Origin of the sequence: Pseudomonas sp., assembly GCF_051660785.1 — a bacterium.
In the GTDB taxonomy this organism is placed as follows: Bacteria; Pseudomonadota; Gammaproteobacteria; order Pseudomonadales; family Pseudomonadaceae; genus Aquipseudomonas.
The window spans coordinates 83,048-108,827 of the sequence record NZ_JBOFQE010000089.1 but is presented as its reverse complement, the minus strand read 5'-3'; the positions used below and the strand labels follow the sequence as shown (position 1 = coordinate 108,827).

The following is a 25,780-nucleotide window of genomic DNA, read 5'->3' as shown; positions in this document are numbered from 1 at the left end:
CAATGAGAGCTCGATAACCAAATCCATCCCAGGCTCGTTTGATTAATGAAACCCACAAGTCCAGAAGATTCGGCTGAGAAACCATTAATTCGTGATCACAGATCTATTGGATGGTGTATTCAAGAGCTCGGCCAGCCCCTTCCTAACCTGCCTGGCTTGACCCGGGTATCGACCAGTGAAAAGACGACAAAAAAAAGCGAAAAGCGCGCCGGTAACCCCAAAAAACAATCCTTCAGCGACTACGCCCCAAGCATAGATTGCGTTTTCTAGTGAATCAGTAACAGTAAGCCAAATTACTCCGATAAGCAGCCCTAATTGCAGTAGTGCCCCTAGCCAGCCCCAAGTCGCTTGCAGCCACCCACAGAGATCAGACAGTCGATTGCTAAATCGGTCATTACTAAAGCGTTCTGACATAAATTCGACAGCCTTCGAGGCATGTTTCTCATCATTCAGTTCATCAACGGGTATGCCTAGCCTGGTGGCGATTTCTTGAAGTGTACTTTTGCTAAATCTTTCTCTATGCCACGTGTCGATCAGTAAAGCGATCACGCCCAAGGCTACTGTAGCCAGCATGGTGCCAACGATATGCGCTATTGCCGTTAACATTTGTAATGCTCCTTTAGATCACAGCGCGTCAAAGACTCAACCGTCGCTACGAAATTCCAGCGTTGCTCCGCACAATCCTTCCCGCTTCCCGCTTCCCGCTTCCCGCTTCCCGTCTTCCCGTCTTCCCGTCATATCTGTTCTGCGTTTTGGTTTCGCCATCTTCTCTCTCCGATCCACCCATGATGGGGCGGAGATCGCACCTAAGCCTAGCGCAGTCCTGGCGACGCGCTCCGTTTCGCACGATTACGTCGCAGCTATTACATTTTGCTAACTGGCGATAGACTGGACGCTATTGTGGCTTTTTCTTGAAAACATGATGGATGATTTGTTGAGGGAATGGAATGAGCGAGAATTTTGAAAAAGTTCGAGGGTTATTTATTCAAGCAGCAGAGGAGTTCACCGACGCCTCTGAAAATTATAACTTCTTGAGTGATGACTTGCTAAAAGTCCAAAATGAGGTAGTAGGGTTGCTTGCGATGATATCGGCCGTGGGTTTATCACGTAAGTTTAAATCGGAAAAGGAGCTTTTTGATCTGTCTTTAGATCTTGCTGGTTTTGTTCTCGCTCCATTGATTAAAGTGCAAGAGCATCTGGTTGATGCTTCAGATAGACGCCCTGAAGCTCTGCAAGACCTTTCAGAATTAGTTTTCAGTGTTGCGCAACTATTTTTTATACCATCTCAAAATCTAAAGAGGCGTTATAGATCGGAAAGTGCGGCATTTAATTCGTCGCTCGCGGTTGTCAATGAGATAAAAGACGCTATTAGAGAAAGAGCAAGGTCTATCGCAAATGAAAAATGGAAATCAGATGCAAAAAAGAAGGAGTATCCCCGTCTGTCTGATATGGCCGTTTACGTTAGAACCCGGTTAGAAAGTGAGGGGTGGGCGGAGGATATGCCCAAAACTATCGAAACGATTAAAGGTTGGCTTAGGCCGATGGCTCCCGCTTACGCAAAGCAGCCTGGACGCTCACCTAAATCATCCTGAGCGCTACGCTCAAGGGGTTTTACGCCCGTGTAAACCCCTGTTAACGGTACGTACACAACGTTTTCCTCTGCGTTTTTGTCGAGTCAAATGAAGGCTCTTCCACTCAGAGTCTTTCAATGGATATTTTTTCTCACGGCTATCCACGACGCAGCGTTGGAGTTCTCGGCGTAAATCGATCGAGGCTAAATTTTCAGAGTCGGATGGCAATAAATCGCATCACGAATTGCAACGTAAGGCGACTCGGCGGCTATTTCTTGGCCGGAGGCGCGCTATCACCAGTAAATGTCCGCAATTTCTCAGCTAACTGATCCAACTTTTCTTGCGTTTCCACCATGTATTGCATCATGTGGTTGGGAGACGGGTACATGCTGGTTGTTTTTGAGTAAGTAGGACTCCCATCGATATCTGGACCACGCTCATCAACCACTGCGAAGTCTTTATTCGCTGGAACCGGAGTGGGAGTTTTTGGGGCAAAGCTTTCAATTAGACGAGCGATGATCTCGGCATTCATCGATTTGCTGGTCTGCTCCGCAGCTTCTGCGAGCAGTTCGTGAAGATCCCTGGGGATCCGCAAGGTTATGCGTGTATAGCGGTCGTCTTTATCCATAACGTGGAAATTTACACGAAAGTGGTGTCACACAACAGTTGACACTGAAATGGTGTCGTGTGATTCTGTTGATGACACCAATTTGGTGTCTAATTTTGGAGGGGTTATGAACCTTACTGTTCGAGCAACCATACGCATACCAACTGATGTCGCAGATTGGTTGAGGGGGGAGGCCAAGCGTCAGAATCGATCGCTGAATCGCCAACTTACGGAGTATCTGAAGACCGTGATGGCAAGCACCAAAAATGAACGGCCATAAAAAAACCCCAGCGCAGGCCCGCGCCGGGGTTTGGATAACGTCAATCTACGAGGAAAAACGTCATGGATCAGCATACCGCAGTAAACGAAAAACACAATGCTGGCGCTATCAAGGCGCCAGTCACGGTGGAGTTGTCTTTCACGATTTGCAATCCGGACCAGGAACACTTACTCGCTGTTCGGCCTGGGATCCCAGTTACAGATGCCCTTGAAGAGGCGTCCTGCATTCTCAGTGAGTTGAAATCTTCACTTGAGGCAGCTGCCATGGGAGTCGATGGAATCACGCCTAATCAGGCATGGCTACTGTTCCGGGCTGCGAATACGGCGAAGGTTATTGTCGATTCGACGCATGCAGGTCTGGAGAGCGCGTAATGAACATTTCCTCCAGTCAGCACGGGCAGAATGGCGTCGCGACACATTTTCGGATTCAACAGGACGTGTCGCGCACCACAATGTCTTCTCGCGAGGTTGCGGATCTTGTTGGCTCGCGTCATGACAGCGTGAAACGCACTATCGAACGCCTTCAAGAGAATGGCGTTGTGAGCTTTACACCGTCGGTGGAAACCTCACACGAAGGCGCGGGCGCGCGACCAGTAGAAGTTTACCTGGTCAACAAGCGCGACAGCTTCGTGGTGGTCGCCCAGCTCAGCCCTGAGTTTACAGCTCGCCTGGTTGATCGCTGGCAAGAGTTGGAAGAGCGAATGGTCAGTCCTGTAACGCTCCCGTCCTATGCCGAAGCCTTGCGTCTCTACGCGGACCAGATCGAACAGACGGCAGTACTGCGCGTCGAGAACCACCAGCAGGCGGAGAAGATCGCCAGCCTTGAATCCATTTTTCAGGTTGGCATGACCCCTACGCAATTCTGCAAGCGGCTGAACGGTGTGAACTGCCAGCAAGTGAACAACGCGCTGCTAGCTCGCAGGTGGATATTCAACTCGGAGCGCGACGAGAAGCGCTCGGTCAAGTATCGGGTTGGCTCGCTGGCCCGGGATAAGTACCTGACAGAGAAAGTCACCACCATCTCCAATGAGGGTGTCGATCCGTTTCCGAAGTACACGCCAATTTTGCTTAAGGAAGGCGCCAAACGCCTGCATGAGCTGTACATGGCCCAAAAGCTCCCGATGAAGAGAACATGGGACGGCCAGTTCTGCCACTGCAAGGCTACTGAGGAGGACTTGGGGTGAATTGGGGCGCTGACTTGAAGCAGGAGTGAAGAGAGCCCGGCCTAGCGTCGGGCTTTTGCTATCTGCGATTTATGGTTTGTCGGAGTTGGCCTTTTCGAGCAGGCCGGCGATGCCTTCCAGCAGCACCAAGTCCGACTCCTTCAGCTTGCCCTTTGCCGCGGCTCTGGCCAGCTTATCGATGATGGTAATTGCCCTGGGTGACGCGGTCCCTAGCATCGCTTGGTAAGCAGGAGACTGTTCGCGAACGATCTCATGGCGAGTGAACTCGCCCTCGATGACGTTGGAGCCGTAGTTGCCCGGGTTAACCAATACGCCAGGCGCCAGGCCGATCTTCTGCTCAAGGGTGAGCGCAGCTTTCTCGCCCAGGCCTCGATGCCCATTGAGGATCTGGGACAAATAGGAAGCGTCCAGATCGTGCTGGTCGGCGAATTCTTTCTGGCTGAGTTGGCCGATTACGCGCCGCAGCGCGTCGACCCGAAGAGTTTTGATATCCATAGGCGAATAGTGATCCCGCGTTAGCAAATAGTAAATAGCAGCTAGTAAATGACAGCTTACAAAAAGCTATTGCGAGTAGAATTACAAAAATGTAATCTGGAGCTCTTTCGGAGATCACCATGACTCTACTCGACCTCATCCGCTCCTTGGAGCCGACCCAACTGGATGCTCTAGCAGAGCGAAGCGGCACCAGCGTCGGCAACCTCAAACAAATTGCCTACGGGTATCGCCTGGCTGGTCCTGGGCTCGCCATCAATCTTGATCGCGAGTCGGGGAGGGCGGTGACGTGTGAAGAACTGCGTCCTGATATCGACTGGGCTTATCTGCGCAATTCACCTACCAGCTCCGAGCAATCTGCCGCCTGATCCGATGAGCAAAGTTTCGCTCAACGACAGGTTGTGCTGCCACGACAACCGCCAAGAGGTTTCCCGAATGGAACAAGTACATCGCGCAATTCATGAGGCAGTGCTTGATGCGGGGCCAAAGCAATTGGCTCACCTGATGGGCATGAGCCATACCGCGCTGCTCAACCGCAGCAATCCGAATGACGACTCGCACCGGCTGAACCTGGAGCAGTTCCTACAGATTCTGGTGCACAGCAAGAACCCGGAACCATTGCAGTTACTGGCGAGCGCCTTGGGATACGAGCTGGTACCGATTGTGAGGCCTGAAGGGGTCAGCCTGATTCAAGCGCTTGTACACCTGGCTGCGGAGTCGGGGGATGTGTCCCGCGCTGTTCATGACGCCATAGCGGATGGGCATGTTTCGCAGATCGAGAAGGCGGGCATCCAGAAAGAAATCGGCCATGTGCGGCAGAGCTTGCTGGTGCTTGAAGAATCGGTGAAGGCGGCCTGAATACGGCAGCCAGGACAGGACTTGCATTATTTCAAACGGGTGGATGATGAAATTCGCCCGGCGCAGAAAGCAACAAACCCGGCGGGAACCGGGCTTATCAAATCGTCCTGTGCAACCAGGACAACACATCTCGTAGAGGTATTTATCATGGCACACGCAATTGGTGGTGAACAAGCACGTCGACTTATGTTGATCAATTATCCGCTGATTTGTACGCGCGACGATTTGAGTTTTACAGCGCGTGACGCTCAGGGGCGCATGGTCAATTGGCCACGGAACAATCCCGGCGTAGCTGCTGACTGGGAGAAGGGTATGACTTTCTTCGATCAAGAAGTCAGTGCGTTGGCGGCCTTTGACGAAACCGAAGCATTTCATGCAATTCAGTTCGCAATCATGGGAATGGGCGGTCACTGCACGAACCTTGAAATTGGTTTTGTTCAGCGCGTTGCTGCAGCGGCGGTGTTGGGTCTTCGCGCTATGCGAAATGGTGAAGCCGATTTTGTTCCTGTCGATCGGGAGGACAACTGATGGGTGTTCTTCGAGATCACCATCCAGAGCCCTCTACAGCCTGCAAGATTGCCGGCCCTTGGCCAACCTATGCGAGCTTTCGCAATCTTCCTGAGCGTGAGCGCTGGGTGCTTTATGGCAGTGCCAAGGCGTATCGGCAGGCCCTGGAAGATCAGGGGTTCGTCATGGCCGAGTCTTACGACGCTTTCATCAAGCGCGTTACTGACGAGATGGAGCTCTGACCTATGAGCATGGAATTGATGGTCAAGGCCATGAAAACGAAGGTAGGAAATCCGCTGCGCAAGCTGGTGCTGATCAAGTTGGCAGATAACGCCAGTGACCAAGGTGAGTGCTGGCCCTCTTACCAGCACATTGCAGATCAATGCGAGATCGACCGGAGCACTGTGCGCAAGCATATCAAGCAGTTGGAAGCTCAAGGTTTGCTGCGCATTGAGAACAGGGACGGGCCAAAAGGTAATTCGACGAACTTGTATTTTTTGACGTTTGGAGGTGTAGGCCGAAACAGCACACCTGTAGGCCCAGAAAGCACAGCTGTAGGCCCACAGCCTACAGGGGGTGTAGGCCCAGAAAGCACCAGAACCAGTCACTCTTCTGAACCAGTCAATGAACCTAAACCTTCGTGCACGACGGACCCAATGGAAGGCTTTGATCAGTTCTGGAAACTGTACCCGAAGAAGAAGGGACGCAAGGACGCTGCCAAAGCTTGGGCGAAGCTGAAGCCGGACGACGAGTTAAATCAGACTCTGATCACCGCCTTGGGCAGTCACTGCATTTCCGAGGACTGGACCAAGGACGGCGGGCGGTACATCCCGAACGCCACCACCTGGCTGAACGGTGAACGGTGGCACGACGTACTTAAGCCCGCAGGTGCCAACCCAAGCTCGGCCTTTCACGGCCTACCGAACCATACGCAAGAGATGTATCCGGAGGTGCAGAGTGGCGCGAATTTCTAATTTTTGCAGGCTGCCTCGTGTCCGCTTTTTTGATCTCGAATGTCCATTGCATGGCTCGGTGAGCAGTTCCGAGATTGAGCAGTTCGACGGCTCTGTGTTGACCCGTGGTTGCAAGCATTGCCACTGGGAGGCTTTGCACACAGCTCCGAAGTCGACGGAAGCTCACATCCTGGCGAGGGGCAGGAAGAAAGCCGAAGACTTGAACAGGCTGCTCGTAGGCTCTGGTATCTCGCCACGTTTCAACGGGTGCACATTCGACACCTACAGGACCGTCGAAGGGGCAGAAGGTATGGGCAAAGCTCTAGGTGCTTGCAAGGGCTATGTTGCCCAATTTACCGACAACTACGCTGCCGGCCGTTCACTTGTCCTTACCGGCAACGTCGGTAACGGCAAAACCCATCTCGCCTGCGCGATGGTCCAGGCAGTCATCCGTGAGCACGGAGCTCAAGCGGTAATTGCGACAGCAGCTGAGATCATCCGAGTCTTCAAGGGCGCTATGGATCGCGGCGCTGAATATTCGGACAGAGATGTCCTCGACGAACTTTCCAGTTTTGATCTGTTGGTGATTGATGAGGTCGGCGCTCAAAGTGGCAGCGCGTATGAGCTTGGTGTTCTTCATGAGGTGATCGATCGACGTTACCAGTTCGTCCTACCGACCGTAGTTGTCTCCAATCTGGTCACTGTGGATCTCGCTCGGTACATCGGGGATCGCGCACTGGATCGCTTGCGGCAAGCGGGTGGTCAAGCTATCGGTTTCAACTGGGTATCTGCACGAGGTGCAGTATGAGCCGCGAACTGTTCAGCATCGAGGCAGAGCACGGCGTCCTAGGGGCAATCATGATTGACCCATCCTTGTTCGACGAAATTACCAGCAAGGTAAAGAGTTCGGACTTTCATGACCTGGAGAACGCCGCGCTGTATCAGGCGATTGTCGACTGCCATGCGACGGGGGATCCCATCGATGCGGTAACCGTTGGACTGTTTCGTCCTCGGTTGCCGAGCGGTGATAGCACGCTGGCCTTCGCCGCCGAGATCGCCAAAAACATCCCTAGTGCCGCCAACTGGAAGGCGTACGCGCGTCACGTTCGAGAACGCGCCGTGCTGCGCCAGGTTGTTCAAGCTGCCGACGTGATTCGAGAGCAAGTCAGTGAGGACAGATCGGTGGCTGAGATCATCGCGTTGGCTCAGCAGGCTACTGCAGACCTGCGCGACCTAGATGACGACCATCCTAAGTATCACCGTCTGGACCATGTCATGGGGCAGGCCGCTGAAGGCGTCAATGATAAACATCTTGGTCTGAGACCTGACTGGCCTTCGACCGGGCTCCAAAAGCTTGATGAGTTGATACAGGGGATTCGCCCGAAGAAGGTGACCATCATCGCGGGTCTGCCAGGTAGTGGAAAAACCACCCTAGCGCTGCAAATTGCTCAACACAACGCCTGTGTTGCGAAGTTGCCATGGTTGGTATTCTCGATCGAAATGCCGGGTGAAGAGTTGGGTGTGCGCGCTATCGCGTCCCTCGGTGGTGTGGACCTGCGGCGGCTCGACAATCCGGAAAAGATGCAGGATGACGACTGGGCTCGAATGGTCGGAGCTGTAGCCAAGGCGCATGGAGCTCCACTGTTCATTTGTGACGATCCGCATCAGACCCCGGCGAGCATTCGATCAACCGCAAGGCAATGTCAGCGTGAGCACGGCTTGGCCGGAATCATGGTCGACTATCTCGGCTTGGTTCAGTCGGAGCGAAGAGGGCGGACGCGCAGTGAGGAAGTCGGCGCAATCAGCAAGGCGCTCCTACGGCTCGCTAAGGAACTCAATGTTCCTGTGATTGAACTCTCGCAATTGAATCGTGATTCCACAAAGCGCGTTGGCAAGAGGCCTCAAGCGAGTGATCTGCGCGACTCCGGCGAGATCGAGGCTGACGCCAGCTGCATTATCCTGGTTCATCGCGACATGGACAGCGAGGAGGGCCAGAACGGCGTAACCGAGTTGATCATGCCCAAGTGTCGACACGCGAAAGTTGGCAACTGTCTTGTCCAGCAACAGGGGGAGTACGGTCGCTTCGTCGACTTCTGCGGCAATTCGAATCCATCCGATGAGGAGGTCGAAATGAATCGTCCCTTCGTCAGCAAGTACAGGGGGAAAGCACAATGAACGATCGAAGCGCTGCACCGCTCCCGCGTAAAAGCATGAATGAACTGGAGCGGATGTTTCTGAAAGTCGCCGGTGAAGAATTTTCCAAAATTAAGATCGGCGGCGCTGCAGCTTTGGCGTGCCTCCTGGACATGGTTGCCAGCTGGCACGGGAGCCGAGCAGAGATCGGGTTCCACGACTTCGGCCAGCGTTGGTTGATTGAGGGTAATGCAAAGAGCAAACCTGCCGATCGCTTGCTGCGCGACCTGTTCGGTTTGAGTGATCCAGATCCGAGGAAGGCCGCATGAAAAAGCGAACGTACATCGGTAAAGCTTTGGGGGATACCGAGTGGATGCTGGAGCAGTGGGGCTATTGGCGGATGGACGGCATGGGAGTGCCTCGCTACGTGTCCCCGCTCAATGCGTTGATTCGCGACAACACTCAGTGCCATGGAGGAGTGAAGGAGTATTCAGTGACCGATGACCTGGCCTTAGTGTTGGATGGAGCAGTCGCTCGACTGACGAAGCGCGATCCGCAGATGGGAAATTTTATCTGGCTTTACTTCGGTGCTAAATGGCCGGCATTGCGCATCGCAAGGGAAAACGACATGGGCGAGGCGAAGGCGAGGGAGGTCATCAAGGCTGGAGTGGCTTGGATTGACTCGGCCTTGGAGACGATCCGTGAGGCAGCGTAAAAAAGTCTTTCCACGCGGATAACGACCTGTTTTCATGGCACGGTATTCAGCTGTTCAGCGCTACACCACAAAAGAAACCCGGCCATCGCGCCGGGTTTTTGTTGCACGCACGGAATACTTGTCCGTGATCTTTGTGGGCTATTTCATGCGCTGGCTTGCACTAGGCGAATAACGCCAGCTTTTTTTCCTTGCTCACCTTTCGCTATGTGTTCAAAAAGGCCAGTTGCCGAGAGCTGTTGGAATACTTCATTCACTGCCTGCATGGTGTCTGGTCTTTTTGCATACCGCGTGCGCAGAAGGTAGTCCAGCGACTCTGGTTTTACCTTGTCGAGAGAGCCAGCATTAGCTCCTGTGAGCATTTCAACGATGTTTCTTTCTTTGAAGACATCGACTAGGCGCTCAGCGTAGAAGCCAGCTTCTGGGCTTCCGCCATAGGGTAGTTCAATCCAGGTTTTAGATGACTTGACCGAAACTCGAATACCCGCACCGATTGCTTTAAGCGCCGTTTCTATCTGCTCCATCTTGGATGTGTGCAGGAAGTCGACAAGGCGATCACCCTGGGCTTGGTGCACACCGAGCAACCGGCACAGGTCGGCTTTGCGCATATCGCGCTCCATCATCGCGTTCCATAGCGCTATCTTGGCGACGGTTACCGCTGGCAAGGGGACAACAAGCTCGCCGGCCTCGGTTGCAGACGCTGCCGGAATTGCACGGCGCTCATCAACATAGATCGACAAAGTTGCCTCGATTCCGTCTACCGCCTCGCTCAATGCGTGCTGTTCGTCATCACCGTAGCTGTGAAATTGCGGCAGGTCACGGCAGAACACAGCGAGTCCAGGGGTGTCGTCCCGCTCAAAACGAATTGCGTAGTTGTACATGGTCATTCCTTGAAGGTAATCATCTAGTTTGGATGTGATGAGGAGGCATCTTGTTTGATATGTCGATGGTACTACATTTTTGTAGTAGTACAACATTTTTGTAGTGATAGCATTGCTACGAGTAAAGTCTTGATACACCAATTCCAAGCCTCGCCACAGTGCGGGGTTTTTTTGTTTCTGAAGTCCGGACAGCCTCTCGCAGAAGCACAAATCGTTCGGTAGAGCCCAGCCATCGCGCTGGGCTTTTTTGTTTCTATTGCATGGTGGCGCAGTCCGGTAGCGCGCTGGGCTCATAACCCAGAGGTCGTTGGTTCAAATCCAGCCCTTGCATCCAAATTCGCCGCTGTTCCCCCAGCGTTTGGCCGCTCACACCGGTCTTTTTTATTCCCCAACCGCCGAGACACACGAGGCGCCTATGAGATCGCACACCATGTCAGAGCCAGGACCGTTTACCGCTTTGGGTGGGATCGCGCTCTATAAGCTCGGTGCCTTCGGTTTCGTTGCAGTACTGGCAGCCATTGTCGTGATGGCGATGACGCTGCCCAAGACGGTTCGCGAGTTCGTTGTCGCGATGATCAGCACCACAGTCTCCAGTATCTGCGGTGGCGCCTTCGTGGTGCGTTGGTTCGATCTTGGCGTCTGGGCGCATGACGACATCGGCCTGATTGCGATCGGCGGCATCATCTTCGTCTGCGGCCTTCCTGCATGGGTATTGGTCCGCGCCTGGTTCAAGTGGGCCGAGAAGCGCAAGGACAAGGATCTGGCCGAGCTGGCTACAGAGCTGAAGGATCTGCGCAAGACCGTCACCGGCGGGCAGTGAATGACTCGCCAGATCAAAGTCCGGGCCTACCTCCCCTGGTGGTTCCGCACTTACGTCCGAGCAGTCTACGCATTCGCCTACATGGCAGGCCTTGAGGTTGATCAAGACGTCATCCGCGCTCAGGCCAAGCAAGTCACTCGTTACCGCGAGATCGATTCAAGCGATCAACAGTAAGTCACACAAGGTGAAACCTAATGACGACCATTGCCTACAAAGACGGCGTGATCGCCTATGACGGTCGAGTCTCGCGTGGCAACACCATCGTTTATGACGACTTCGACAAGAAGCGTGAGCGCGATGGCGTGTTCTTCTTCGGTACCGGCGCGACGAGCGACATCAACGAGTTGGTTTGCGCGTGGTTCGGTGAGGAGGTCGTCGGCGAGTGTGGGGCGAATGCCCTTGTGCTGCACGACGGCAATCTGACCCTGATCGGCTATGAAGAAGGCAAGGTCTGGAAGAGTCCGGTGGTGCTTGACAGGCCGTATGCCATTGGCAGCGGTGCTGACCACGCTCTGACAGCGTTCGATATGGGCGCTACCGCATACCAAGCCATCGAGATGGCCATGAAGCGCGACTGCGGCACTGGCGGCAAGATCAGAACGCTCACCATCAAGGTCGAGCAGTAGAAGGAATTCAACATGACGACCAAGCCTGACTGGGAGGCGATCGAAGCCGCCTATAGGGTTGGGTTCCCTTCGGTTCGTGCCATAGCTGAGCAATACGGCATCAGCGACACAGCAATCCGTAAACAAGCCAAGAAGCTTGGGTGGAGTCGTGACCTTACCGAGCAGGTTCGGACAGCAGCAAAAGCCAAGGTAGTTCGCACCGAGGTTCGCAGTAATGGTTCGCAGTCTGCGCCGCGAACCGATGAGCAGATTATCGATGACGCCTCGGACAAAGTGGCACAGGTTCTCCTCGCTCATCGCGCAGGCTTGGCTCAATGGAGAAGCATCGCTGACAAGCTCGGCGCATTCCTCGCTGAGGCAGATGTGAACGAGGAGACCCATAGCGACTTCGCCCGTTCGCTGAACGCAGGTGTCGATGCTCAGCTCAAGGTCATCAAGGGTGAGCGCCAGGCTTACAACCTCGGCGATGACAACGGCGAAGGTGATAAAGGCGACACCGTAACGAGAATTGAACTGGTCGCGATGTAATGGCGGTCGCGAAGATCGAGATCCCTGACAAGCTGATCCCAGTGTTCCAGGGTGACGCTGACGTTCGTGGCGCGTTTGGTGGCCGCGGTTCTGCCAAGACGCGCAGCTTCGCCACGATGATTGCAGTGCGTGGCTACATGTACGGCAAGCAGGGGGTATCAGGGATTCTGCTCTGCGGCCGGCAGTTCATGAACTCGCTGGCTGACTCTTCGTTTGAGGAGTGCAAGCGGGCGATCGAGGAGCAGCCATTCCTCAAGGATTACTACGAGATCGGCGAGACGTTCATCCGGAGCCGCGATAAGCGCATCTGGTTCGCGTTCGCCGGCCTTGATCGCAACATTGCCTCCATCAAGTCGAAAGGTCGAATTCTGATCTGCTGGGTGGATGAAGCCGAGCCGGTCACTGATGACGCATGGGTGACGCTGATCCCTACGCTGCGGGAAGAGGGTGAGGGCTGGAACGCCGAGCTTTGGGTCACCTGGAACCCGAAGCGCAAGAAGGCGCCGGTCGAGAGCCGTTTCCGCAACATCAATGACGCACTGATCAAGGTTGTCCAGCTCAACTGGCGCGATAACCCCAAGTTCCCGGGCAAGCTTGAGCGAGAACGTCAACGCGATCTTGAAGAGCGGCCTGAGCAGTATCCGCATATCTGGGAAGGTGACTTTGTGACAGCACTTGCCGGCGCCTACTTCGCCAAGCATCTGGCCAAGGCGAAGGACGAGGGCCGCATAGGTCGCGTTGCTGCTGATCCACTGATGACCATCCGCCTGTTCGCTGACATCGGCGGCACTGGCGCCAAGGCTGACAACTTCGTGTTCTGGGCTGCCCAGTTTATCGGCAGAGAGATACGCGTCATCGACCACTACGAGCAGCAGGGGCAGCCACTGGCGACCCACCTGAACTGGCTCCGGTCGAAAGGCTACTCGCCGGACAAGGCGCAGATCTGGCTGCCACACGACGGCGACACACAGGACAAGGTGCACGATGTTTCCTACCGCTCAGCCTTCGAGGCTGCCGGCTACATCGTCACAGTCATTCCGAACCAGGGCAAGGGCGCCGCGATGCTTCGTGTCGAGGCTGGTCGCCGCCTGTTCCCCGCTATGTGGTTCGACGAGACGCCAACTCAGGCAGGCCGTGAGGCGCTGGGTTGGTATCACGAGAAGCGAGACGAGATCCGCGGCATTGGACTCGGCCCTGAACACGACTGGGCCAGCCACAGCTCTGACGCATTCGGCTTGATGTGCATCGCCTACGAGCAGCCGAACGCTACGGCGCCGGCCCCTATCAAATACCGTAATCGAGTGATCGCATGACCAAGATGACCGACGCCGAGCTGCTTTCCTATCTCGAGGATGAGGCGCGCCAGGCTCACCTGTTCAACGACGGGGAGCTGCAGGAAGAGCGCGTCAAGGCAATGCGTGCATACACCCGCGAGCCATATGGCAACGAGGAGGAGGGCCGCTCGGCTGTCGTGGCGTCTGACGTGTTTGACGCGGTCGAAGGCATGCTCCCGGACCTGATCGAGGTGTTCACCAGTTCCGAGAAGGCTGTGGTCTTCGAGCCCGTAGGCCCGGAGGATGAAGAGAGCGCCGAGCAGGTCACCAACGCCTGCAACTACGTGTTCTACAAGCAGAACAACGGCTTCCTGATCCTGTACACCGCGATCAAAGACGCTTTGCTGCTCAAGACTGGCGCGGTGAAGTGGTTCCATGAGAAGAAGCGCGTCCCGACCTTCACGCGGTACAGCGGCGTCGATGAGATGCAGTTCGCGCTGTTTATGCAGGACAACCCTGAAGCTGAGATTGTCGAGCAGGAAGAGGCTGAACTCTCCGATGAGGAGCAGCAGCAGTTCCATCAGTTCGCCACCGAGCAATATCAGGCAACGGGGGTTGCTCCGGCCATGCCGCGCCGCTTCAACGTCAAGGTCAAGACCATTCAGGAGAAGGGCTATTGCTGCGTCGTAGCCATCCCGCCTGAAGAGCTGCAGGTCTCGCGCCGGCACGACTCGCCCATGCTGAAGGATTGCCCTTACGTCTGCCATGTCACTCGCCGCAGTGTGTCTGAGCTGCGCGAGATGGGCTATGACGTGGAGGCGTCCGAAGTGCGCGCCGCAACCTACGAGAACGTGACCGACTACCGCGAGAACAACGGCGGTCGATTTGATGACTGGGAAGACGAAGACCCGGTAGATCAATCCATGGTCCGTGGCTATCTGCGTGATGAGTACGTGCTTGTCGACTACGACGGCGACGGCATCGCAGAGCGCCGCAACATCGTGCGCCTCGGCGATCGAGTGCTGAAGAACCAAGAGTGCAGCCACGTACCTATCGCGGCCTGGACGCCGTACATCATGACTCACGCCTTCAACGGCATGTCCGTGGCGGATCTGGTCGAGGACTTCCAGCGCATCCACACCACCATCATGCGTCAGCAGCTCGACAACCTGTATCTGGCCAACAATCAGGAAACCATCGTCACGATGGACTCCCAGGGCAACCCGATGGCAGACATCGATAGTCTGCTCAATCGTCGCCCGGGCGGCATCATCCTTGAGAAGCAGGCCAACTCTGTTCGCCCATACATGGAGCGCTGGCAGGGCATCGAAGCCATGCCGATGCTTGAACAGTTGCAGGGCGAGAAGGAAAACCGCACTGGCTGGACCCGCTACAGCCAAGGCCTCGACGGTGACAGCCTGAACAAGACGGCTACCGGCGCCCAGATGATCATGAACGCCAGCCAGAAGCGGATGAAGCTGATGGCCCGCATCGCCGCTGAGTGTCTTGTGGCCCCGATGTTCCAAGGCATATTCAAGGTGCTGACTGACAATGGCATGGAAAAGCTGAGCTACCGCCTCAATGGCAAGTTCGTGCAGTCCGACCCGCAAGAATGGCGCGATCAGTACGACATGACGATCAACGTCGGCATCGGCACGGGTGACGTGCAGCAGCAGAACGTGTTCCTGCAGCAGATTGCCCAGACTCAGGCCATGGTTGCTCAGTCGCCATTCGCCAAGTCGTTGATGAGCCCGGACAAGTTCTACAACGTCCAGGCGCGCCTGGCAGAGAACGCAGGCTTCAAGAACCCAGAGGAATTCTGGGTAGATCCAGCCTCCGTTCCGCCCGAAGCCGAGCAGCCGCCTCCGCCAGACCCGAAAGTCGTGCTGGAGCAGGAAAAGCTCAAGAACGACCAGATGAAGACCCAGGCCGAGATGGTGCAGAAGTCCCAGGAAGCCGAGAAGGATCGCCAGTTCAAGGCCTCCGAGGCTGATAAGGACCGCCAGTTCAAGCTGCAGATGGAGGTTCTTCGCCTCGATCACGCCGCCGCGCACGCCCATCAAAACGAGGACTTCCCGAATGGCCAGTGAAGCGGATCTGCATGACCAGCAAGGCCGCGGCCAGGTCGCGCTGCAGCTGCTGGAAAACGAGCTGCTGAAAGAGGCGCTGGACGCCATCGATCGCGAGGTGATGGAGCAGTGGATTGGCTGCCCGGCCCGCGACAAGGAGGGCAAAGAAGCCTTGTGGCAGCTCATCAAGACCAGCCGCAAGTTCCGCGAGGTCCTGACTGGATACATCGACACCGGCAAGCTGGCCGCGCACAAACTCAAGCTTTACGAGGAAGAGGGGCGGATAGCGCGCCTGTTCCGCAAATAACACGGATTCAAATATAGCCCGCCTTCGAGCGGGCTTTTTTATGCCCGTTTGACGGGCGAACTGGAGTGAGTGATGGACACCAACCAAGAAAGCGGAGTGTCGTTGGATGAAGTATCCGAGCTTCTGGACGAAGCGCCCGAGCAGGTCGAAGAAAGCGAAGTAGCCGAGGCAGAAGAACTCCCCGAAGAGGGTGAGCAGCCTGAAGCAGCGGCAGAAGACGACGGCGAGCTGGTTGAGATTGAGGGCAAGGCCTACCGGGTTCCAAAGGAACTCAAGGGTATGGTCCTCATGCACAAGGATTACACCCAGAAAACCCAAGAGGTAGCCGATCAGCGTCGGGCCGTCGAAGAGCGTGCGCAAGCTCTTCAGCAGCGCGAACAGGTGTTGGGCGCCTCCTTTGAGAAGGCTGTCGAGTTCCGTCAAGTGCAGGATCGGCTGGCCCAATTCGAGGCTCTGGACTGGAACGCGTTGGTTGATGCGGACCCGGCACAGGCCCAAAAGCTGACCATTGCCTATCAACAGCTTCAGCGTGAGGCGCAAACCAAGTTCTCAGAACTGCAGCAGACCCAGGCCCAAGCCCAGCACCTGACGGACACCCAACGTCAGCAAATGCTCGCCGAGGCTCAACAGGATCTGCACGCACGACTGCCGGGCTTTGGGCCGCAGACCGCTCAGCAGATTCGCAAAACAGCTGAAGAGCATTACGGCATCAAAAGCGAGGAGCTTGAAGGCCTCGTGGACGCCCGTTACGTGCATGTCCTGCATGACGCCATGAAGTGGCGTGAGCTTCAGGCCAAACAGCCTCAAGCCATGCGGAAAGTCGCTGAGGCAGCCCCGGCAATCAAGCCGCAGGCCGCCCCGCAAAAGCCCCGAACCAATCAAGCCGCCTTCGACCGCCTGAAAAAGAACGGCCGTGTCGAGGATTTGGCTGCTTTGCTCTGAGGAGAGTAAGCCATGACCCAACCTACCAACACCTTCGACTCCTACGATGCCGTAGGTAACCGCGAAGACCTGCAAGACAAGATCTACATGGTGTCGCCGGAGAAGACCCCGATCGTCTCCGCCATCGGCCGCTTCAAGGCTACCCAGCGCCTGCACGAATGGCAGCGCGACAACCTGGACACGCCGAACAAGGACAACGCCGTTATTGAAGGCGATGACCGCACCGGCACCGCGCTGACCCCAACCGAGCGCGTGGCCAACACTGTGCAGCTGTTCGACAAGGTCGCCGTGGTGTCCAGCACCCAGGAAAAAACCAAGTCCGCCGGCCGCTCGAGCGAGATGAAGTATCAGATCTCGAAGAAAATGGTCGAGCTGAAGCGCGATCTGGAAGCCATGGTCATTTCCAACAACCCGGCCGTGCAGGGCAACAGCACCACCGCTCGCAAATCGGCGGGTCTGGGCGTGCTGCTGTACACCAACACCAGCCACGGTGCTGGCGGTTCGACCACTGCGCACACCTCTGGGCTGGCCACCGTCGCGCCAGTGGCTGGCACTGCACGCGCCTTCGCTGAAGCTCAGCTGAAGACCGTCATGCAGAGCATCTACACCAACAGCGGTGAGATGCCGAGCATCATCAGCATGACGCCGAGCCACAAGGCCGGCTTCTCCGCGTTCACTGGCATTGCTGCAAGCCGCGTGAATGTGAAGAAGGGTTCGCAAGCCACCATCGTGGGTGGTGCTGACGTGTACATGTCCGACTTTGGCGAGCTGACCGTGGTTCCGAACTACGTCCAGGCCACCGCCAACAGCGGCACCGTGTTCATCTTGAACCCGGAATACGCTGGCATCGCCTACCTGGGCGGGTTCAAGTCCGAGGCTCTGGCCAAGACCGGTCACACAGAGAAGGAGCTGGTCTCCGTCGAGGCGTGCCTTGTGGTCACCTCTGAGAAGGCCCACGGCAAGATCGCTGATCTAACCGCTTAACCACCTGATGAGGCCCGCCCTGGGCAACTGGGGCGGGTTTTTTAATGCCCAAATTTACCGAATACGATCCGCAGACCGGCGTCAAGACAACCGTTCACGACCTGGACGACAAGATCGTGTTCGAGAAGTCGTACGACGCTCAGCCATTCCTCGACCGTGCCGCCGATATGCGCGCCGCTACCGAGGGCGAGAGCTGGGGTGAGATGCGGCACATCGGGTTCATCCCGAACGCCGTGCTGGGAACCATGCTGCGGCAAGACGGCGGCATAGACCAGAAACGACTGGTCGCTTGGCTCAAAGCCAATCCGATGATGACCACCTTCAGCAAGGTCCTCAAATGAATTACGCCCAGATCAGCGAAAGAGTGGCGGACTGGATCAACCGCGGCGACCTGTCTGCGCGTATCCCCGACTTTATCGAACTGGCCGAGGAGCGCATGAACCGCGCGCTACGTGTTCGCCAGATGGAGTCCCCCCTGGCTGCTACCGCGATCACGGACAACCTGATAACGCCAGCTGCTGACGTGATTGATGTGAAGGTTTTATGGGTGCCGGATTACGAGCGCACGCCACTCAAGCCGCAGGCACTTGAGTCGGTTATCGCTGGCGGGTATCAGGGCACTCCAACCATGTACGCATGGGACGGGGCGGATCTGCGCTTTGATGGCGCTGGCGACGTGCAGGGGGTGCTGTACGTGCGCATTCCTGCATTGTCGACCGCCACCACCAACTGGGTGAGCGAAGGTCCGTGGAGTCTGTACCTCTGGGGGGCGCTCATGGAAGCCTCGTTGTTCGTCAAGAACGCAGCGGATGCAACCACATGGGAGGGTCGATTCCAGCAGGTTCTGGACGAGCTTCGCGGCAATGATCAACGCCGATCCGGGCCAATGGTTGCGAGGGCTCGCTGATGATTCCGCTGATGGGCTTTGCGCCGGATGCCGACGTGACAACGCCCGGCATCCTTACCAGTTGCTCGAACCTGATTCCGTATCAGAACGGCATGGAAGGCGCGCCAGAGCCGGCCACGCCTGCGGCCACGCCAGTGCTTGCGGCGGCCTGCATCGGTGCGGCGGTGGTGTCCAAGCTGGATGATACGCGCCGGATCATCGCGGGCACGGCCACAAAGCTTTACGAACTCGCATCAGGCGTTTGGACAGATGTGTCCCGGGTTGCCGTGTATACCGGCGGCGTCGATACGCGCTGGTCCATTACCCAGTTCGGTGATGCCACGCTCTGCGCGAACCGATCCGACGTGATTCAGCGCTCGACAGGTGCCGCTTTCGCCGATGTTGCGACCTCGCCAAAGGCTGAAATCTTGTTCACGGTCGGTGCGTTTGTCATGGCGCTCAATACAAATGACGGGGCTGAAAAGCCGGACGGCTGGCATTGTTGCGCCGCCTTCGATGACACGTCGTGGACCCCGAACCTTGCGACCCAGGCCACGTCCGGGCGACTGGTAGCGACTGCTGGCCGGCTGACTGCCGGCATGCGCCTTGGTGAGTACGCCATCGCCTACAAGGCCAAATCCATTTATCTCGGTCAATACGTCGGCGCGCCGACGGTCTGGAACTGGATTCAGGTTCCTGGCGGTGAGGCGGGCTGTGTCGGCAAGGAGGCGATTTGCGATATTGGCGGCGCGCACTTCTTCGTCGGCGACGACAACCTGTGGATTTTTGACGGCACTCGGCCTGTGCCGGTGGCTGAGGGGTACGTGCGGCAGTTCTTTTACAACAACTCGAACCCGGCCTACCGCTACAAGACGATTTGCGTGTTCGACCGGCAAAACAACCGGGTGTGGGTGTTCTACCCTTCTCTCGGTGCGACTTCGCCTGACTCGGCGCTGGTCTACCACATCACCTCCAAGAAGTGGGGTGTGGCCAACCGCAGTATCGAGGCTGCCCTGAACTACGTCGCCAACGGTGTGACCATCGACGGTCTGTCGGCCATCTCGACCACGATTGACGGCCTGTCTTCGTACTCGTTCGACTCCCAATTCTGGCTGGCTGGCGGCAAATCGATGTCGATTTTCAACACCTCGCATCAGCTGCAATCCATGACAGGCGTGTCGGTGGCGAGTTCCATGGCGACCGGTGAAGCCGGAGATGACGACCAGGTCATGGCGCTGAACAAGATTCGTCTGCGCTACGCCATATCGCCTGCCGCTGCTACCGCGCAGACCTTCATCCAGCAGAACTCTGGGGAGGGTTTCACTGCAGGTGCGACTGGCGCGGTGCTGGACGGCAAGTTTGATGTGAGGGTATCCGCCCGGTGGCACAAGGCGACCTTCACGTTTACGGGGCCAGTGCGGATCACGCATATGGATGCGGACCTGCAGCCGGCTGGTGGCCGCTGATGAAGCTCAGAACAACGCCTACGGTAGGAACGACTGATCCTGTTCTACAGCGTGAACTGCGTGAGCATGCCACCCAGGTCAACCTGCTGTCTGAAGGCAGGATAGCCGGCCGTTACGCGGCAACCACTGCGCCGCCTACCAGTGGCGACTGGATGCAGGGCGACGAGGTCCATAACTCGACCCCAACAGAAATCGGCACGGCCGGTTCGAAATACTTCATTGATGGCTGGAAATGCATCGCTTCAGGAACCCCGGGCACCTGGGTTCAAAAACGCTGCCTGACGGGTAACTGATGAACAAACTGATCATGGTGCCGACGTCGCATATCGACGTGGCTTGGAAAGAGGGCGCCCACAACCTCGGCCTGGCCTGCGCCACGTCCGGCGGCGAGATCACAGGCGACCAGCTGAAAATGATGCTCAGCCGCGGCGAGCGGACCCTGTTGCGTCTTGACCGTGATGACGTGGTTTCTGGCTGGGGCGTCGTTGGTGTGGAGCAACTGCCGAACTGCCGCGTGTTGTACGTCTATGAGTTGTACGCCCCGCACGGCCATTTTGAAGAATTCTGCGAAGAGTTGGGGGTCATGGCCAAATCGCTGGGCTGCTTGCGCCTGCGTTGCGCAGCCGCACCAGCTCAAGCCCGTCTCTACCGGCAGCGCTGTGGATTCGCGCCGGTCTACCAAGTCCTGGAGGTCGAACTGTGAATATTGAAGCCCTGCACGAACAGCTTAGCGCAGAGTTCGGCGGCCCGGCCATTGGTGCGCTGCCGTCCTTCACTGGTGATGTGATTCGCCCCCATAAGGGCGGTGGTGGTCAGTCCAGTTCTACCACGCAATCCATTCCCAACGAGCTAAAGCCACTGGCCGCTGCGTACAGCGACAAGGCCATGCAGCTCTCAAACACGCCATATCAGTCCTACGGCGGTCAGCAAGTCGCCGGCATGCACCCTTTTCAGAATTCAGCGACCGCAAGGCTTGGGCAGATCTTCAACTACGGCGATCCATCCATGAACGCCGCCAGAAGCACTGTCACAAACTCCCTGAATTCCGGGAAGGCCGCAACGGATAACCCCTATGGCTATGCCGGGAACGGCGGAACCAATCAGTACGCCGGATCGAACCCGTACCTGCAGCAGAACATCGATGCAACCCTGGGCGATATCACTCGCAACTACAACGACGCGGTGGCGCCCGGGCTGACCAGTCAGCTGGTCGGTTCAGGCTCGTTCGGCAACACAGGAGCTCAGGCTGCCACGCAGGGGGCGCTGAATGACCTAACCAAGAACCTCGGCAACACCGCCTCAGGCATGCGCATGCAGGACTACACCGCGCAGCAGGGGCTGGCCGAGAACCAGCTGAATCGCAACCTGCAGAACAATCAGTTCAACGCCGGGTTGGGACAGGACTATGCGAGCCGCAACGATCAGCTGCGTAGCCAGATGCTTGGCCTGGCGCCAGGATACGAGAGCCAGGGCATGGACGTGGCGAACAACTTCATGAACGCCGCCAACATGTACCAGGACAACGAGCAGCAAGGTCTCGACGCCCAGTATCAAAACTGGTCAGACATGCAGAACGACCCGTACAAAAAGCTCGCGGCGATGTCCGGCGTGTTCGGCTCGGGGCTGGGAAATACCGCAACTACCAAACAATCGGGCGGGGGTGGTAAATGAGTTTCTTCGGTGATGTGGGCAGCTTTGAGCTGTTCAACCTGGGTGCCATGGGCAGCCAAGTGAAAGACAATCCGGCGCGGCTGTTCTACGGCTCGGCGGATCCGTTTTCAACCAAGATGTGGAACGGCATTTTGGGCACCGATGACAAGCCACTCGTAGACCAGTGGGGCGGCGCCGCTCCTCAGCGTTATGAAGAAGCTCAGGATGCCGGGATCAATACCGGCCCTGGCAAGACCATGCACAACATTGCCAAGACCATCGCCTCGATTTACGCGGGCGGTGCGGCGGGGGGGCTGCTGGGTGGCGGGTCTAGCGCCGCAAGTGGTGCAGCCGGCAGCGCCGGGACAGCAGGTACTGCTGGGGCATCCACTGCAAGCGCAGGTTATGGGTTGGGGCAGCCGGCGGTGACTGGCAGCATGGGCAATGCGGCTTATGCTGGCGGCAATGCATCGCCTGGACTGCTCAGCTCCATGGGCAGCAGTCTTTCCAATTTCAACACCCAGGCCAAACCCTACATGGATGCGGCCAGTTACGGGCAGAAAGCCTACGGCTTGCTTTCGCAAGGCCAACAGCAGCAACCAATGGGTGGCGCACAAGCCATGCAGCAAGCCAACACCGGCCCGCAGACCCTGGCCCAGATCGCTCAAGGCCAACCAAACCCATTGATCGCTCAGCGCCAGCAGTACGCGCAGCAACGCCGAGGGAGATTCTGAAATGCCTGACATGAATGGGCTTCTTGATTTCGTGAAAACCCCCGCCGGCCAAGGGTTGCTCGCGGCTGCGTTCGGTGGTTTGGCTACTGCTGGGCGCGGCGGACCAATCAACACGTTGGGCGCTGCGGGACTGTCAGGGATCGCTGGTTATTCCGCTGCCAGCGGAAACGCGCTCAAGCAGCAAAAAGCGGACATGCTCCAGCGACAGGCGCAAACAATTCCGACTCTTTATGGGAAAAGCGCTGACGGTGGCGACACATTCGATTGGAAATCAGCGGCAGCGCTCGGCCTGGGGCCTGAAGAGATTGCCAAATACGCCCAACTTCCAAAGGCCGGAATGAGCAAGGTTGCGCGCACGGTTGAGATCCCAGGCGCCGATGGCAACAAACAGACCGTCCAGTACGATGAATATGGTCAGCCGGTGGGGCAGGCTATCAACTCCTACGTCGCCCCGCAGCTGGTCGACACGGGCGGGGTGAAGCAGTTCGCAGTACCGACCGCCGGGCAGAGTTTCGCCATGAGCATGTCGCCGGGCGAGCAGGCGGCAGATACCCGCGGTTGGGCCGGCATAGCGAATCAGCGGGAGCAGAATGCCACGCTGAAGGACGCCAACAATGTCCAGCGAGAGGCTGGACGCATCCAGATCATTAGCGGCCCCGACGGCAACAGTTATCGGGTCGACAAGGGTACCGGTCAAGTGTCGCCCATCGTGACGCAGGCGGGTACGCCGTTTCAGGACGGCGCATCCTCCAAGCTCACAGAGTCAGAAGGAAAGAGCACGCTGTACCTGAGTCAGATGACCGACGCATCCAACACTCTCGGAAAAATTAGTGGAAAGGTTTCGCCTGCGCGGGTGGCACTCACCAGCAGCCCTTATACCAACGCGTTTGCGGGGGAGACCGCACAGCTCGTCGCTCAGACGCAACGGCAATGGGCGGAAGGCTTCTTGCGCGCCAAGACGGGGGCGGCGGCAACGCCTGGCGAAGTGGATAACAACATTCGCACCTTTTTCCCGGTAGTGGGTGACAGCGAAGCGGTGATAAAGCAAAAGGCGATGGCGCGACGCCAAGCCGAAAAGGATATGAGGGTGCCGGCTGGGCGTGGTGCGGAAATAGTCACTCCTCGCAATGCATTACAACCACAACAGCCAGCGCCCATGCCGCAAGCAGGCGCATTCGCCGATGCAGACAAAGAAGCTCGTTACCAAGAATTCAAACGGCGTCAGGGGCAATAAACCATGACCGAACAGGAAGAATTTGAGTTCCGCATGCGTTTGGAGCAGGAGAGCGCCGCACAATCTCCTGAACAGCCTCAGGTCCAAGCAGCACAGCCTCAGCAAGAGGTCGCGGCCCAGCCGCAAACGCGTTCTGGTCGTCTCAGCGGCCGCAACTGGCTGGAGCGAGGCACACTTGGCGCGGGTAAGGCTGTTGCGGATCTGATGGAGGGCATCGGACTTGGTGGTGTTCTCTGGCCTCGCGGCTGGCAGCGTGCGCCCGGTGCAGATGATGACCTCATGTCAGACCCGGCAGGTATTACCGGAAACATTGGCGGGCAGATCGGGCTTGCCTATCTTGGTGGTCGCGGCTTGCAAGCTGGCGGTAAGGCGATACAGGCGGCGAACGCTGCACGCGCAATGCCGGCGATCAAAACTGCTGGTGGTTTGCTGGAAACAGCAGGCAATGCCGTGATCAACCCTGCAAGCTATAAGCAGGCGGCCGGAGCGGGCGCGGCCTTTGGCTTACTGTCACAGCCTGGTGATGTCTCAGACCGGGTAGCCAACACAGCTACTGGAGCTATTGGCGGCGCTGGCGGCATGGCGATCGGGCGAGGTGTCGGTAAAGTGGCTAGCGGTGTTAAACAGCTTATGACTCCGAAAGCTCCTGTGGAGATGGAGATATCGGCGAAGCTCTCCCAGAAAGGAATCGACTACAACGCGCTTCCGCAAGCCGTTAAAGATCAGGTTATTAAAATCGGTAAGAACGCCATTGAGGACGTGGATAACCTGGACACTGTTCAGCTTGGTCGCATGGCCGACTTTAATACTCTCGGCATTAAGCCAACACGCGGCTGGCTAAGTCGCGACCCTAAACAGTGGTGGATGGAAAACAACCTCAATACTGTTGACGACCAAATTCAGGCGCGATTCGTAGACGCGAATCGGTCACTGCTTCAAGGAGTTTCAAAAGGCGCGGGCACTGCCTCTGACTACCAGCGTGGACAAGTTCTTCAAAAATCCGTCACTGGTTATGATGATGCGCTGAAGACAAAAGCCGACAAACTTTACCAAGCTGCCAGAAATACGGCCGGGCGTGATATCCCTCTCGACCCTCACCGGTTCGTCAATGATGCATCTATCGATCTGGATCAACAGATGCTCGGCTCAAAGCTGCCGGCCGATACGTTGTCATGGTTCCAGAAGGCTACCGAAGGCGAAGAGCCTTTCGATATGGGCACGGCGTTGCAACGCCTGCAGGCGTTGAATGGGCGCATTTACGGTACGAATGACCCTGCCGAAGCGAAGGCTCTTGGCATCGTTAAAAGCCACCTGATCAACGCCATTGAGGGCTATGGTGAATCGCGCGGCGGCCAGGGATTCGGTGGTAATCAGCTAACCGTACCGAACAGTGCTGTATCGCCGTTCGGCCCAGAGATTGCCCCAGACACAATCCAGCAGAACCTGGCAAACGCCTTCAAGACTGCAAGAACGGCTGCTGCCGACCGTTTCCGCTTCCAGGATGCGAGCCCACTGATCGATAAAATTCTCAAAGGCAAATATGCCCCCGAGGACCTGCCCGACATCGTGGGGCGGATGAAAGTCGACGACCTGAGAGGGCTTTCTCAGCTTGAATCTCAGCGAGGCGTGCCGATCATGGGCGCCTTGCGTGATGCGGCGCAGGCTTATGTTCGAGATGCCTCAACACTTCAGAGTGAAACTGGTGGCTCCTTCACCATCAACGGAATGCGCAAGGCGCTCGATCGTATCGGACCGGAGAAAGGGAAGGAGCTCTTTGGGAATGCCGGATGGGCTGATTATCAAAGGATTCTGCGGGTCGGCGGCAATATTATGAACCCGCCGATGAAGCCGGCAGGGTCGACTACCGCGCCGAACCTGTTGCGCTTTATCCAGCAATTGCCAATCCCTGGCATCGGGCAGCCGCTGAATATGGTGCTTACTGCTGCTGGCAAAGTTAAGCAAATGGCTGATGTGGGCTCTGCGCTTAATCCGCCGCTGAACATGGTGATCCCCAAAACGCCACGACCGAGCATGCTGCCGATGGTCGTAGCGCCTGGACTATTAGGGATCTCGGAGCAATGAG

The 25,780-nt window shown here is 56.9% G+C and carries 34 protein-coding genes and 1 tRNA gene; 31 read left to right on the top strand and 4 right to left on the bottom strand.

All coding sequences use genetic code 11. The features are described 5' to 3' along the window. Positions 1-84: 84 nt before the first annotated feature. Entirely contained in the window at positions 85-606 is a 522-nt protein-coding gene (locus ACRC4F_RS25150) for a hypothetical protein (protein ID WP_438661793.1), read from the bottom strand. Between the two features lie 341 nt (positions 607-947). On the opposite strand from ACRC4F_RS25150, the gene ACRC4F_RS25145 reads away from it, so the two are divergent. Beyond that, positions 948-1,592, top strand: coding sequence for a hypothetical protein (locus ACRC4F_RS25145; protein ID WP_438661792.1), 645 nt, complete (start codon positions 948-950; stop codon positions 1,590-1,592). 247 nt (positions 1,593-1,839) lie between these two features. On the opposite strand, the gene ACRC4F_RS25140 is transcribed toward ACRC4F_RS25145, so the two are convergent. Next, on the bottom strand, positions 1,840-2,199 hold the full coding sequence (locus ACRC4F_RS25140) for an Arc family DNA-binding protein (RefSeq protein ID WP_438661791.1): 360 nt from the start codon (positions 2,197-2,199) through the stop codon (positions 1,840-1,842). A 321-nt stretch (positions 2,200-2,520) separates the two neighbouring features. On the opposite strand from ACRC4F_RS25140, the gene ACRC4F_RS25135 reads away from it, so the two are divergent. Continuing rightward, entirely contained in the window at positions 2,521-2,829 is a 309-nt protein-coding gene (locus ACRC4F_RS25135; RefSeq protein WP_438661790.1) for a DUF3077 domain-containing protein, read from the top strand. Continuing rightward, the gene (locus ACRC4F_RS25130) at positions 2,829-3,641 is read left to right on the top strand and encodes a Rha family transcriptional regulator (protein WP_438661789.1); all 813 of its coding nucleotides are present in this window, start codon (positions 2,829-2,831) and stop codon (positions 3,639-3,641) included. The genes ACRC4F_RS25135 and ACRC4F_RS25130 overlap by 1 nt, the downstream gene beginning before the upstream one ends. A gap of 69 nt (positions 3,642-3,710) precedes the next feature. Here ACRC4F_RS25130 and ACRC4F_RS25125 read toward each other — a convergent pair whose 3' ends face one another. Next, a complete protein-coding gene (locus ACRC4F_RS25125) occupies positions 3,711-4,136 on the bottom strand; it encodes a hypothetical protein (protein WP_438661788.1) in 426 nt (141 codons plus the stop codon). A gap of 119 nt (positions 4,137-4,255) precedes the next feature. Between ACRC4F_RS25125 and ACRC4F_RS25120 the strand changes: the two genes are divergently transcribed. The 9 genes from ACRC4F_RS25120 (at position 4,256) to ACRC4F_RS25080 (ending at position 9,299) form a co-directional block, all read left to right on the top strand. Continuing rightward, positions 4,256-4,501, top strand: coding sequence for a transcriptional regulator (locus tag ACRC4F_RS25120; protein WP_217870804.1), 246 nt, complete (start codon positions 4,256-4,258; stop codon positions 4,499-4,501). 67 nt (positions 4,502-4,568) lie between these two features. Continuing rightward, positions 4,569-4,991 carry a phage regulatory CII family protein gene (locus ACRC4F_RS25115; RefSeq protein ID WP_438661787.1) on the top strand — a complete coding sequence of 141 codons (423 nt, stop codon included), beginning with the start codon at positions 4,569-4,571 and terminating at the stop codon, positions 4,989-4,991. Between the two features lie 21 nt (positions 4,992-5,012). Then, the gene (locus ACRC4F_RS25110) at positions 5,013-5,519 is read left to right on the top strand and encodes a hypothetical protein (protein WP_438661786.1); all 507 of its coding nucleotides are present in this window, start codon (positions 5,013-5,015) and stop codon (positions 5,517-5,519) included. After that, positions 5,519-5,740, top strand: a complete 222-nt coding sequence (locus tag ACRC4F_RS25105) for a hypothetical protein (RefSeq protein WP_438661785.1) — start codon at positions 5,519-5,521, stop codon at positions 5,738-5,740. The genes ACRC4F_RS25110 and ACRC4F_RS25105 overlap by 1 nt, the downstream gene beginning before the upstream one ends. A gap of 3 nt (positions 5,741-5,743) precedes the next feature. Continuing rightward, positions 5,744-6,472 carry a helix-turn-helix domain-containing protein gene (locus ACRC4F_RS25100; RefSeq protein WP_438661784.1) on the top strand — a complete coding sequence of 243 codons (729 nt, stop codon included), beginning with the start codon at positions 5,744-5,746 and terminating at the stop codon, positions 6,470-6,472. Further along, positions 6,456-7,259 (top strand): ATP-binding protein, encoded by an 804-nt coding sequence (locus ACRC4F_RS25095; RefSeq protein ID WP_438661783.1) that lies wholly within the window; start codon positions 6,456-6,458, stop codon positions 7,257-7,259. Before ACRC4F_RS25100 ends, ACRC4F_RS25095 begins: the two co-directional genes overlap by 17 nt. Then, positions 7,256-8,626, top strand: a complete 1,371-nt coding sequence (locus ACRC4F_RS25090; protein WP_438661782.1) for a replicative DNA helicase — start codon at positions 7,256-7,258, stop codon at positions 8,624-8,626. The genes ACRC4F_RS25095 and ACRC4F_RS25090 overlap by 4 nt, the downstream gene beginning before the upstream one ends. Next, positions 8,623-8,913, top strand: a complete 291-nt coding sequence (locus tag ACRC4F_RS25085; protein WP_438661781.1) for a hypothetical protein — start codon at positions 8,623-8,625, stop codon at positions 8,911-8,913. Before ACRC4F_RS25090 ends, ACRC4F_RS25085 begins: the two co-directional genes overlap by 4 nt. Then, the gene (locus ACRC4F_RS25080; protein WP_438661780.1) at positions 8,910-9,299 is read left to right on the top strand and encodes an antiterminator Q family protein; all 390 of its coding nucleotides are present in this window, start codon (positions 8,910-8,912) and stop codon (positions 9,297-9,299) included. The genes ACRC4F_RS25085 and ACRC4F_RS25080 overlap by 4 nt, the downstream gene beginning before the upstream one ends. A gap of 143 nt (positions 9,300-9,442) precedes the next feature. On the opposite strand, the gene ACRC4F_RS25075 is transcribed toward ACRC4F_RS25080, so the two are convergent. After that, complete coding sequence (locus tag ACRC4F_RS25075; RefSeq protein ID WP_438661779.1) at positions 9,443-10,177, bottom strand: type II toxin-antitoxin system HicB family antitoxin; 735 nt, start codon at positions 10,175-10,177, stop codon at positions 9,443-9,445. Between the two features lie 257 nt (positions 10,178-10,434). Between ACRC4F_RS25075 and ACRC4F_RS25070 the strand changes: the two genes are divergently transcribed. The 19 genes from ACRC4F_RS25070 (at position 10,435) to ACRC4F_RS24980 (ending at position 25,779) form a co-directional block, all read left to right on the top strand. Next, positions 10,435-10,511, top strand: a tRNA-Met gene (locus tag ACRC4F_RS25070). A 96-nt stretch (positions 10,512-10,607) separates the two neighbouring features. Beyond that, positions 10,608-10,997 (top strand): hypothetical protein, encoded by a 390-nt coding sequence (locus ACRC4F_RS25065; protein ID WP_131059671.1) that lies wholly within the window; start codon positions 10,608-10,610, stop codon positions 10,995-10,997. After that, on the top strand, positions 10,998-11,171 hold the full coding sequence (locus tag ACRC4F_RS25060) for a hypothetical protein (protein ID WP_438661778.1): 174 nt from the start codon (positions 10,998-11,000) through the stop codon (positions 11,169-11,171). A gap of 20 nt (positions 11,172-11,191) precedes the next feature. Continuing rightward, positions 11,192-11,623 (top strand): proteasome subunit beta, encoded by a 432-nt coding sequence (locus ACRC4F_RS25055; RefSeq protein WP_438661777.1) that lies wholly within the window; start codon positions 11,192-11,194, stop codon positions 11,621-11,623. 12 nt (positions 11,624-11,635) lie between these two features. Next, positions 11,636-12,151, top strand: coding sequence for a hypothetical protein (locus tag ACRC4F_RS25050; protein WP_438661776.1), 516 nt, complete (start codon positions 11,636-11,638; stop codon positions 12,149-12,151). Beyond that, on the top strand, positions 12,151-13,464 hold the full coding sequence (locus ACRC4F_RS25045) for a phage terminase large subunit (RefSeq protein ID WP_438661775.1): 1,314 nt from the start codon (positions 12,151-12,153) through the stop codon (positions 13,462-13,464). The genes ACRC4F_RS25050 and ACRC4F_RS25045 overlap by 1 nt, the downstream gene beginning before the upstream one ends. Then, the gene (locus ACRC4F_RS25040; protein WP_438661774.1) at positions 13,461-15,515 is read left to right on the top strand and encodes a portal protein; all 2,055 of its coding nucleotides are present in this window, start codon (positions 13,461-13,463) and stop codon (positions 15,513-15,515) included. Before ACRC4F_RS25045 ends, ACRC4F_RS25040 begins: the two co-directional genes overlap by 4 nt. Continuing rightward, positions 15,505-15,801: a hypothetical protein gene (locus ACRC4F_RS25035; RefSeq protein ID WP_438661773.1), complete on the top strand. Its 297-nt coding sequence runs from the start codon at positions 15,505-15,507 to the stop codon at positions 15,799-15,801. Before ACRC4F_RS25040 ends, ACRC4F_RS25035 begins: the two co-directional genes overlap by 11 nt. A 72-nt stretch (positions 15,802-15,873) precedes the next feature. Continuing rightward, positions 15,874-16,743, top strand: coding sequence for a hypothetical protein (locus tag ACRC4F_RS25030; RefSeq protein WP_438661772.1), 870 nt, complete (start codon positions 15,874-15,876; stop codon positions 16,741-16,743). Between the two features lie 12 nt (positions 16,744-16,755). After that, complete coding sequence (locus tag ACRC4F_RS25025; RefSeq protein WP_438661771.1) at positions 16,756-17,727, top strand: SU10 major capsid protein; 972 nt, start codon at positions 16,756-16,758, stop codon at positions 17,725-17,727. A 44-nt stretch (positions 17,728-17,771) separates the two neighbouring features. Next, a complete protein-coding gene (locus tag ACRC4F_RS25020) occupies positions 17,772-18,068 on the top strand; it encodes a hypothetical protein (RefSeq protein ID WP_438661770.1) in 297 nt (98 codons plus the stop codon). Next, positions 18,065-18,634: a phage adaptor protein gene (locus ACRC4F_RS25015; protein ID WP_438661769.1), complete on the top strand. Its 570-nt coding sequence runs from the start codon at positions 18,065-18,067 to the stop codon at positions 18,632-18,634. Before ACRC4F_RS25020 ends, ACRC4F_RS25015 begins: the two co-directional genes overlap by 4 nt. Continuing rightward, positions 18,634-20,079 carry a hypothetical protein gene (locus ACRC4F_RS25010; RefSeq protein ID WP_438661768.1) on the top strand — a complete coding sequence of 482 codons (1,446 nt, stop codon included), beginning with the start codon at positions 18,634-18,636 and terminating at the stop codon, positions 20,077-20,079. Before ACRC4F_RS25015 ends, ACRC4F_RS25010 begins: the two co-directional genes overlap by 1 nt. Beyond that, the gene (locus ACRC4F_RS25005; protein ID WP_438661767.1) at positions 20,079-20,372 is read left to right on the top strand and encodes a hypothetical protein; all 294 of its coding nucleotides are present in this window, start codon (positions 20,079-20,081) and stop codon (positions 20,370-20,372) included. The genes ACRC4F_RS25010 and ACRC4F_RS25005 overlap by 1 nt, the downstream gene beginning before the upstream one ends. Further along, positions 20,372-20,782 (top strand): hypothetical protein, encoded by a 411-nt coding sequence (locus ACRC4F_RS25000; protein WP_438661766.1) that lies wholly within the window; start codon positions 20,372-20,374, stop codon positions 20,780-20,782. Before ACRC4F_RS25005 ends, ACRC4F_RS25000 begins: the two co-directional genes overlap by 1 nt. After that, positions 20,779-21,750, top strand: a complete 972-nt coding sequence (locus tag ACRC4F_RS24995) for a hypothetical protein (RefSeq protein ID WP_438661765.1) — start codon at positions 20,779-20,781, stop codon at positions 21,748-21,750. The genes ACRC4F_RS25000 and ACRC4F_RS24995 overlap by 4 nt, the downstream gene beginning before the upstream one ends. Then, positions 21,747-22,463, top strand: coding sequence for a hypothetical protein (locus ACRC4F_RS24990; protein WP_438661764.1), 717 nt, complete (start codon positions 21,747-21,749; stop codon positions 22,461-22,463). Before ACRC4F_RS24995 ends, ACRC4F_RS24990 begins: the two co-directional genes overlap by 4 nt. Position 22,464: 1 nt before the next feature. Next, entirely contained in the window at positions 22,465-23,697 is a 1,233-nt protein-coding gene (locus ACRC4F_RS24985) for a hypothetical protein (protein WP_438661763.1), read from the top strand. Between the two features lie 3 nt (positions 23,698-23,700). After that, positions 23,701-25,779, top strand: coding sequence for a hypothetical protein (locus ACRC4F_RS24980; RefSeq protein ID WP_438661762.1), 2,079 nt, complete (start codon positions 23,701-23,703; stop codon positions 25,777-25,779). Position 25,780: the final 1 nt, after the last annotated feature.

Bases quoted from the DNA above. Each gene is read 5' to 3' on its own strand.
- ACRC4F_RS24990 (WP_438661764.1), top strand. From the start codon at position 21,747: ATGAGTTTCTTCGGTGATGTGGGCAGCTTTGAGCTGTTCAACCTGGGT.
- ACRC4F_RS25075 (WP_438661779.1), bottom strand. From the start codon at position 10,177: ATGTACAACTACGCAATTCGTTTTGAGCGGGACGACACCCCTGGACTC.
- ACRC4F_RS25050 (WP_438661776.1), top strand. From the start codon at position 11,636: ATGACGACCAAGCCTGACTGGGAGGCGATCGAAGCCGCCTATAGGGTT.
- ACRC4F_RS25135 (WP_438661790.1), top strand. From the start codon at position 2,521: ATGGATCAGCATACCGCAGTAAACGAAAAACACAATGCTGGCGCTATC.
- ACRC4F_RS25100 (WP_438661784.1), top strand. From the start codon at position 5,744: ATGAGCATGGAATTGATGGTCAAGGCCATGAAAACGAAGGTAGGAAAT.
- ACRC4F_RS25030 (WP_438661772.1), top strand. From the start codon at position 15,874: ATGGACACCAACCAAGAAAGCGGAGTGTCGTTGGATGAAGTATCCGAG.
- ACRC4F_RS25065 (WP_131059671.1), top strand. From the start codon at position 10,608: ATGTCAGAGCCAGGACCGTTTACCGCTTTGGGTGGGATCGCGCTCTAT.
- ACRC4F_RS25140 (WP_438661791.1), bottom strand. From the start codon at position 2,199: ATGGATAAAGACGACCGCTATACACGCATAACCTTGCGGATCCCCAGG.
- ACRC4F_RS25060 (WP_438661778.1), top strand. From the start codon at position 10,998: ATGACTCGCCAGATCAAAGTCCGGGCCTACCTCCCCTGGTGGTTCCGC.
- ACRC4F_RS25055 (WP_438661777.1), top strand. From the start codon at position 11,192: ATGACGACCATTGCCTACAAAGACGGCGTGATCGCCTATGACGGTCGA.
- ACRC4F_RS25020 (WP_438661770.1), top strand. From the start codon at position 17,772: ATGCCCAAATTTACCGAATACGATCCGCAGACCGGCGTCAAGACAACC.
- ACRC4F_RS25150 (WP_438661793.1), bottom strand. From the start codon at position 606: ATGTTAACGGCAATAGCGCATATCGTTGGCACCATGCTGGCTACAGTA.
- ACRC4F_RS24985 (WP_438661763.1), top strand. From the start codon at position 22,465: ATGCCTGACATGAATGGGCTTCTTGATTTCGTGAAAACCCCCGCCGGC.
- ACRC4F_RS25115 (WP_438661787.1), top strand. From the start codon at position 4,569: ATGGAACAAGTACATCGCGCAATTCATGAGGCAGTGCTTGATGCGGGG.
- ACRC4F_RS25080 (WP_438661780.1), top strand. From the start codon at position 8,910: ATGAAAAAGCGAACGTACATCGGTAAAGCTTTGGGGGATACCGAGTGG.
- ACRC4F_RS25025 (WP_438661771.1), top strand. From the start codon at position 16,756: ATGACCCAACCTACCAACACCTTCGACTCCTACGATGCCGTAGGTAAC.
- ACRC4F_RS25130 (WP_438661789.1), top strand. From the start codon at position 2,829: ATGAACATTTCCTCCAGTCAGCACGGGCAGAATGGCGTCGCGACACAT.
- ACRC4F_RS25090 (WP_438661782.1), top strand. From the start codon at position 7,256: ATGAGCCGCGAACTGTTCAGCATCGAGGCAGAGCACGGCGTCCTAGGG.
- ACRC4F_RS25120 (WP_217870804.1), top strand. From the start codon at position 4,256: ATGACTCTACTCGACCTCATCCGCTCCTTGGAGCCGACCCAACTGGAT.
- ACRC4F_RS25005 (WP_438661767.1), top strand. From the start codon at position 20,079: ATGAAGCTCAGAACAACGCCTACGGTAGGAACGACTGATCCTGTTCTA.
- ACRC4F_RS25010 (WP_438661768.1), top strand. From the start codon at position 18,634: ATGATTCCGCTGATGGGCTTTGCGCCGGATGCCGACGTGACAACGCCC.
- ACRC4F_RS25015 (WP_438661769.1), top strand. From the start codon at position 18,065: ATGAATTACGCCCAGATCAGCGAAAGAGTGGCGGACTGGATCAACCGC.
- ACRC4F_RS25000 (WP_438661766.1), top strand. From the start codon at position 20,372: ATGAACAAACTGATCATGGTGCCGACGTCGCATATCGACGTGGCTTGG.
- ACRC4F_RS25085 (WP_438661781.1), top strand. From the start codon at position 8,623: ATGAACGATCGAAGCGCTGCACCGCTCCCGCGTAAAAGCATGAATGAA.
- ACRC4F_RS25145 (WP_438661792.1), top strand. From the start codon at position 948: ATGAGCGAGAATTTTGAAAAAGTTCGAGGGTTATTTATTCAAGCAGCA.
- ACRC4F_RS24980 (WP_438661762.1), top strand. From the start codon at position 23,701: ATGACCGAACAGGAAGAATTTGAGTTCCGCATGCGTTTGGAGCAGGAG.
- ACRC4F_RS25105 (WP_438661785.1), top strand. From the start codon at position 5,519: ATGGGTGTTCTTCGAGATCACCATCCAGAGCCCTCTACAGCCTGCAAG.
- ACRC4F_RS25045 (WP_438661775.1), top strand. From the start codon at position 12,151: ATGGCGGTCGCGAAGATCGAGATCCCTGACAAGCTGATCCCAGTGTTC.
- ACRC4F_RS25125 (WP_438661788.1), bottom strand. From the start codon at position 4,136: ATGGATATCAAAACTCTTCGGGTCGACGCGCTGCGGCGCGTAATCGGC.
- ACRC4F_RS25035 (WP_438661773.1), top strand. From the start codon at position 15,505: ATGGCCAGTGAAGCGGATCTGCATGACCAGCAAGGCCGCGGCCAGGTC.
- ACRC4F_RS25040 (WP_438661774.1), top strand. From the start codon at position 13,461: ATGACCAAGATGACCGACGCCGAGCTGCTTTCCTATCTCGAGGATGAG.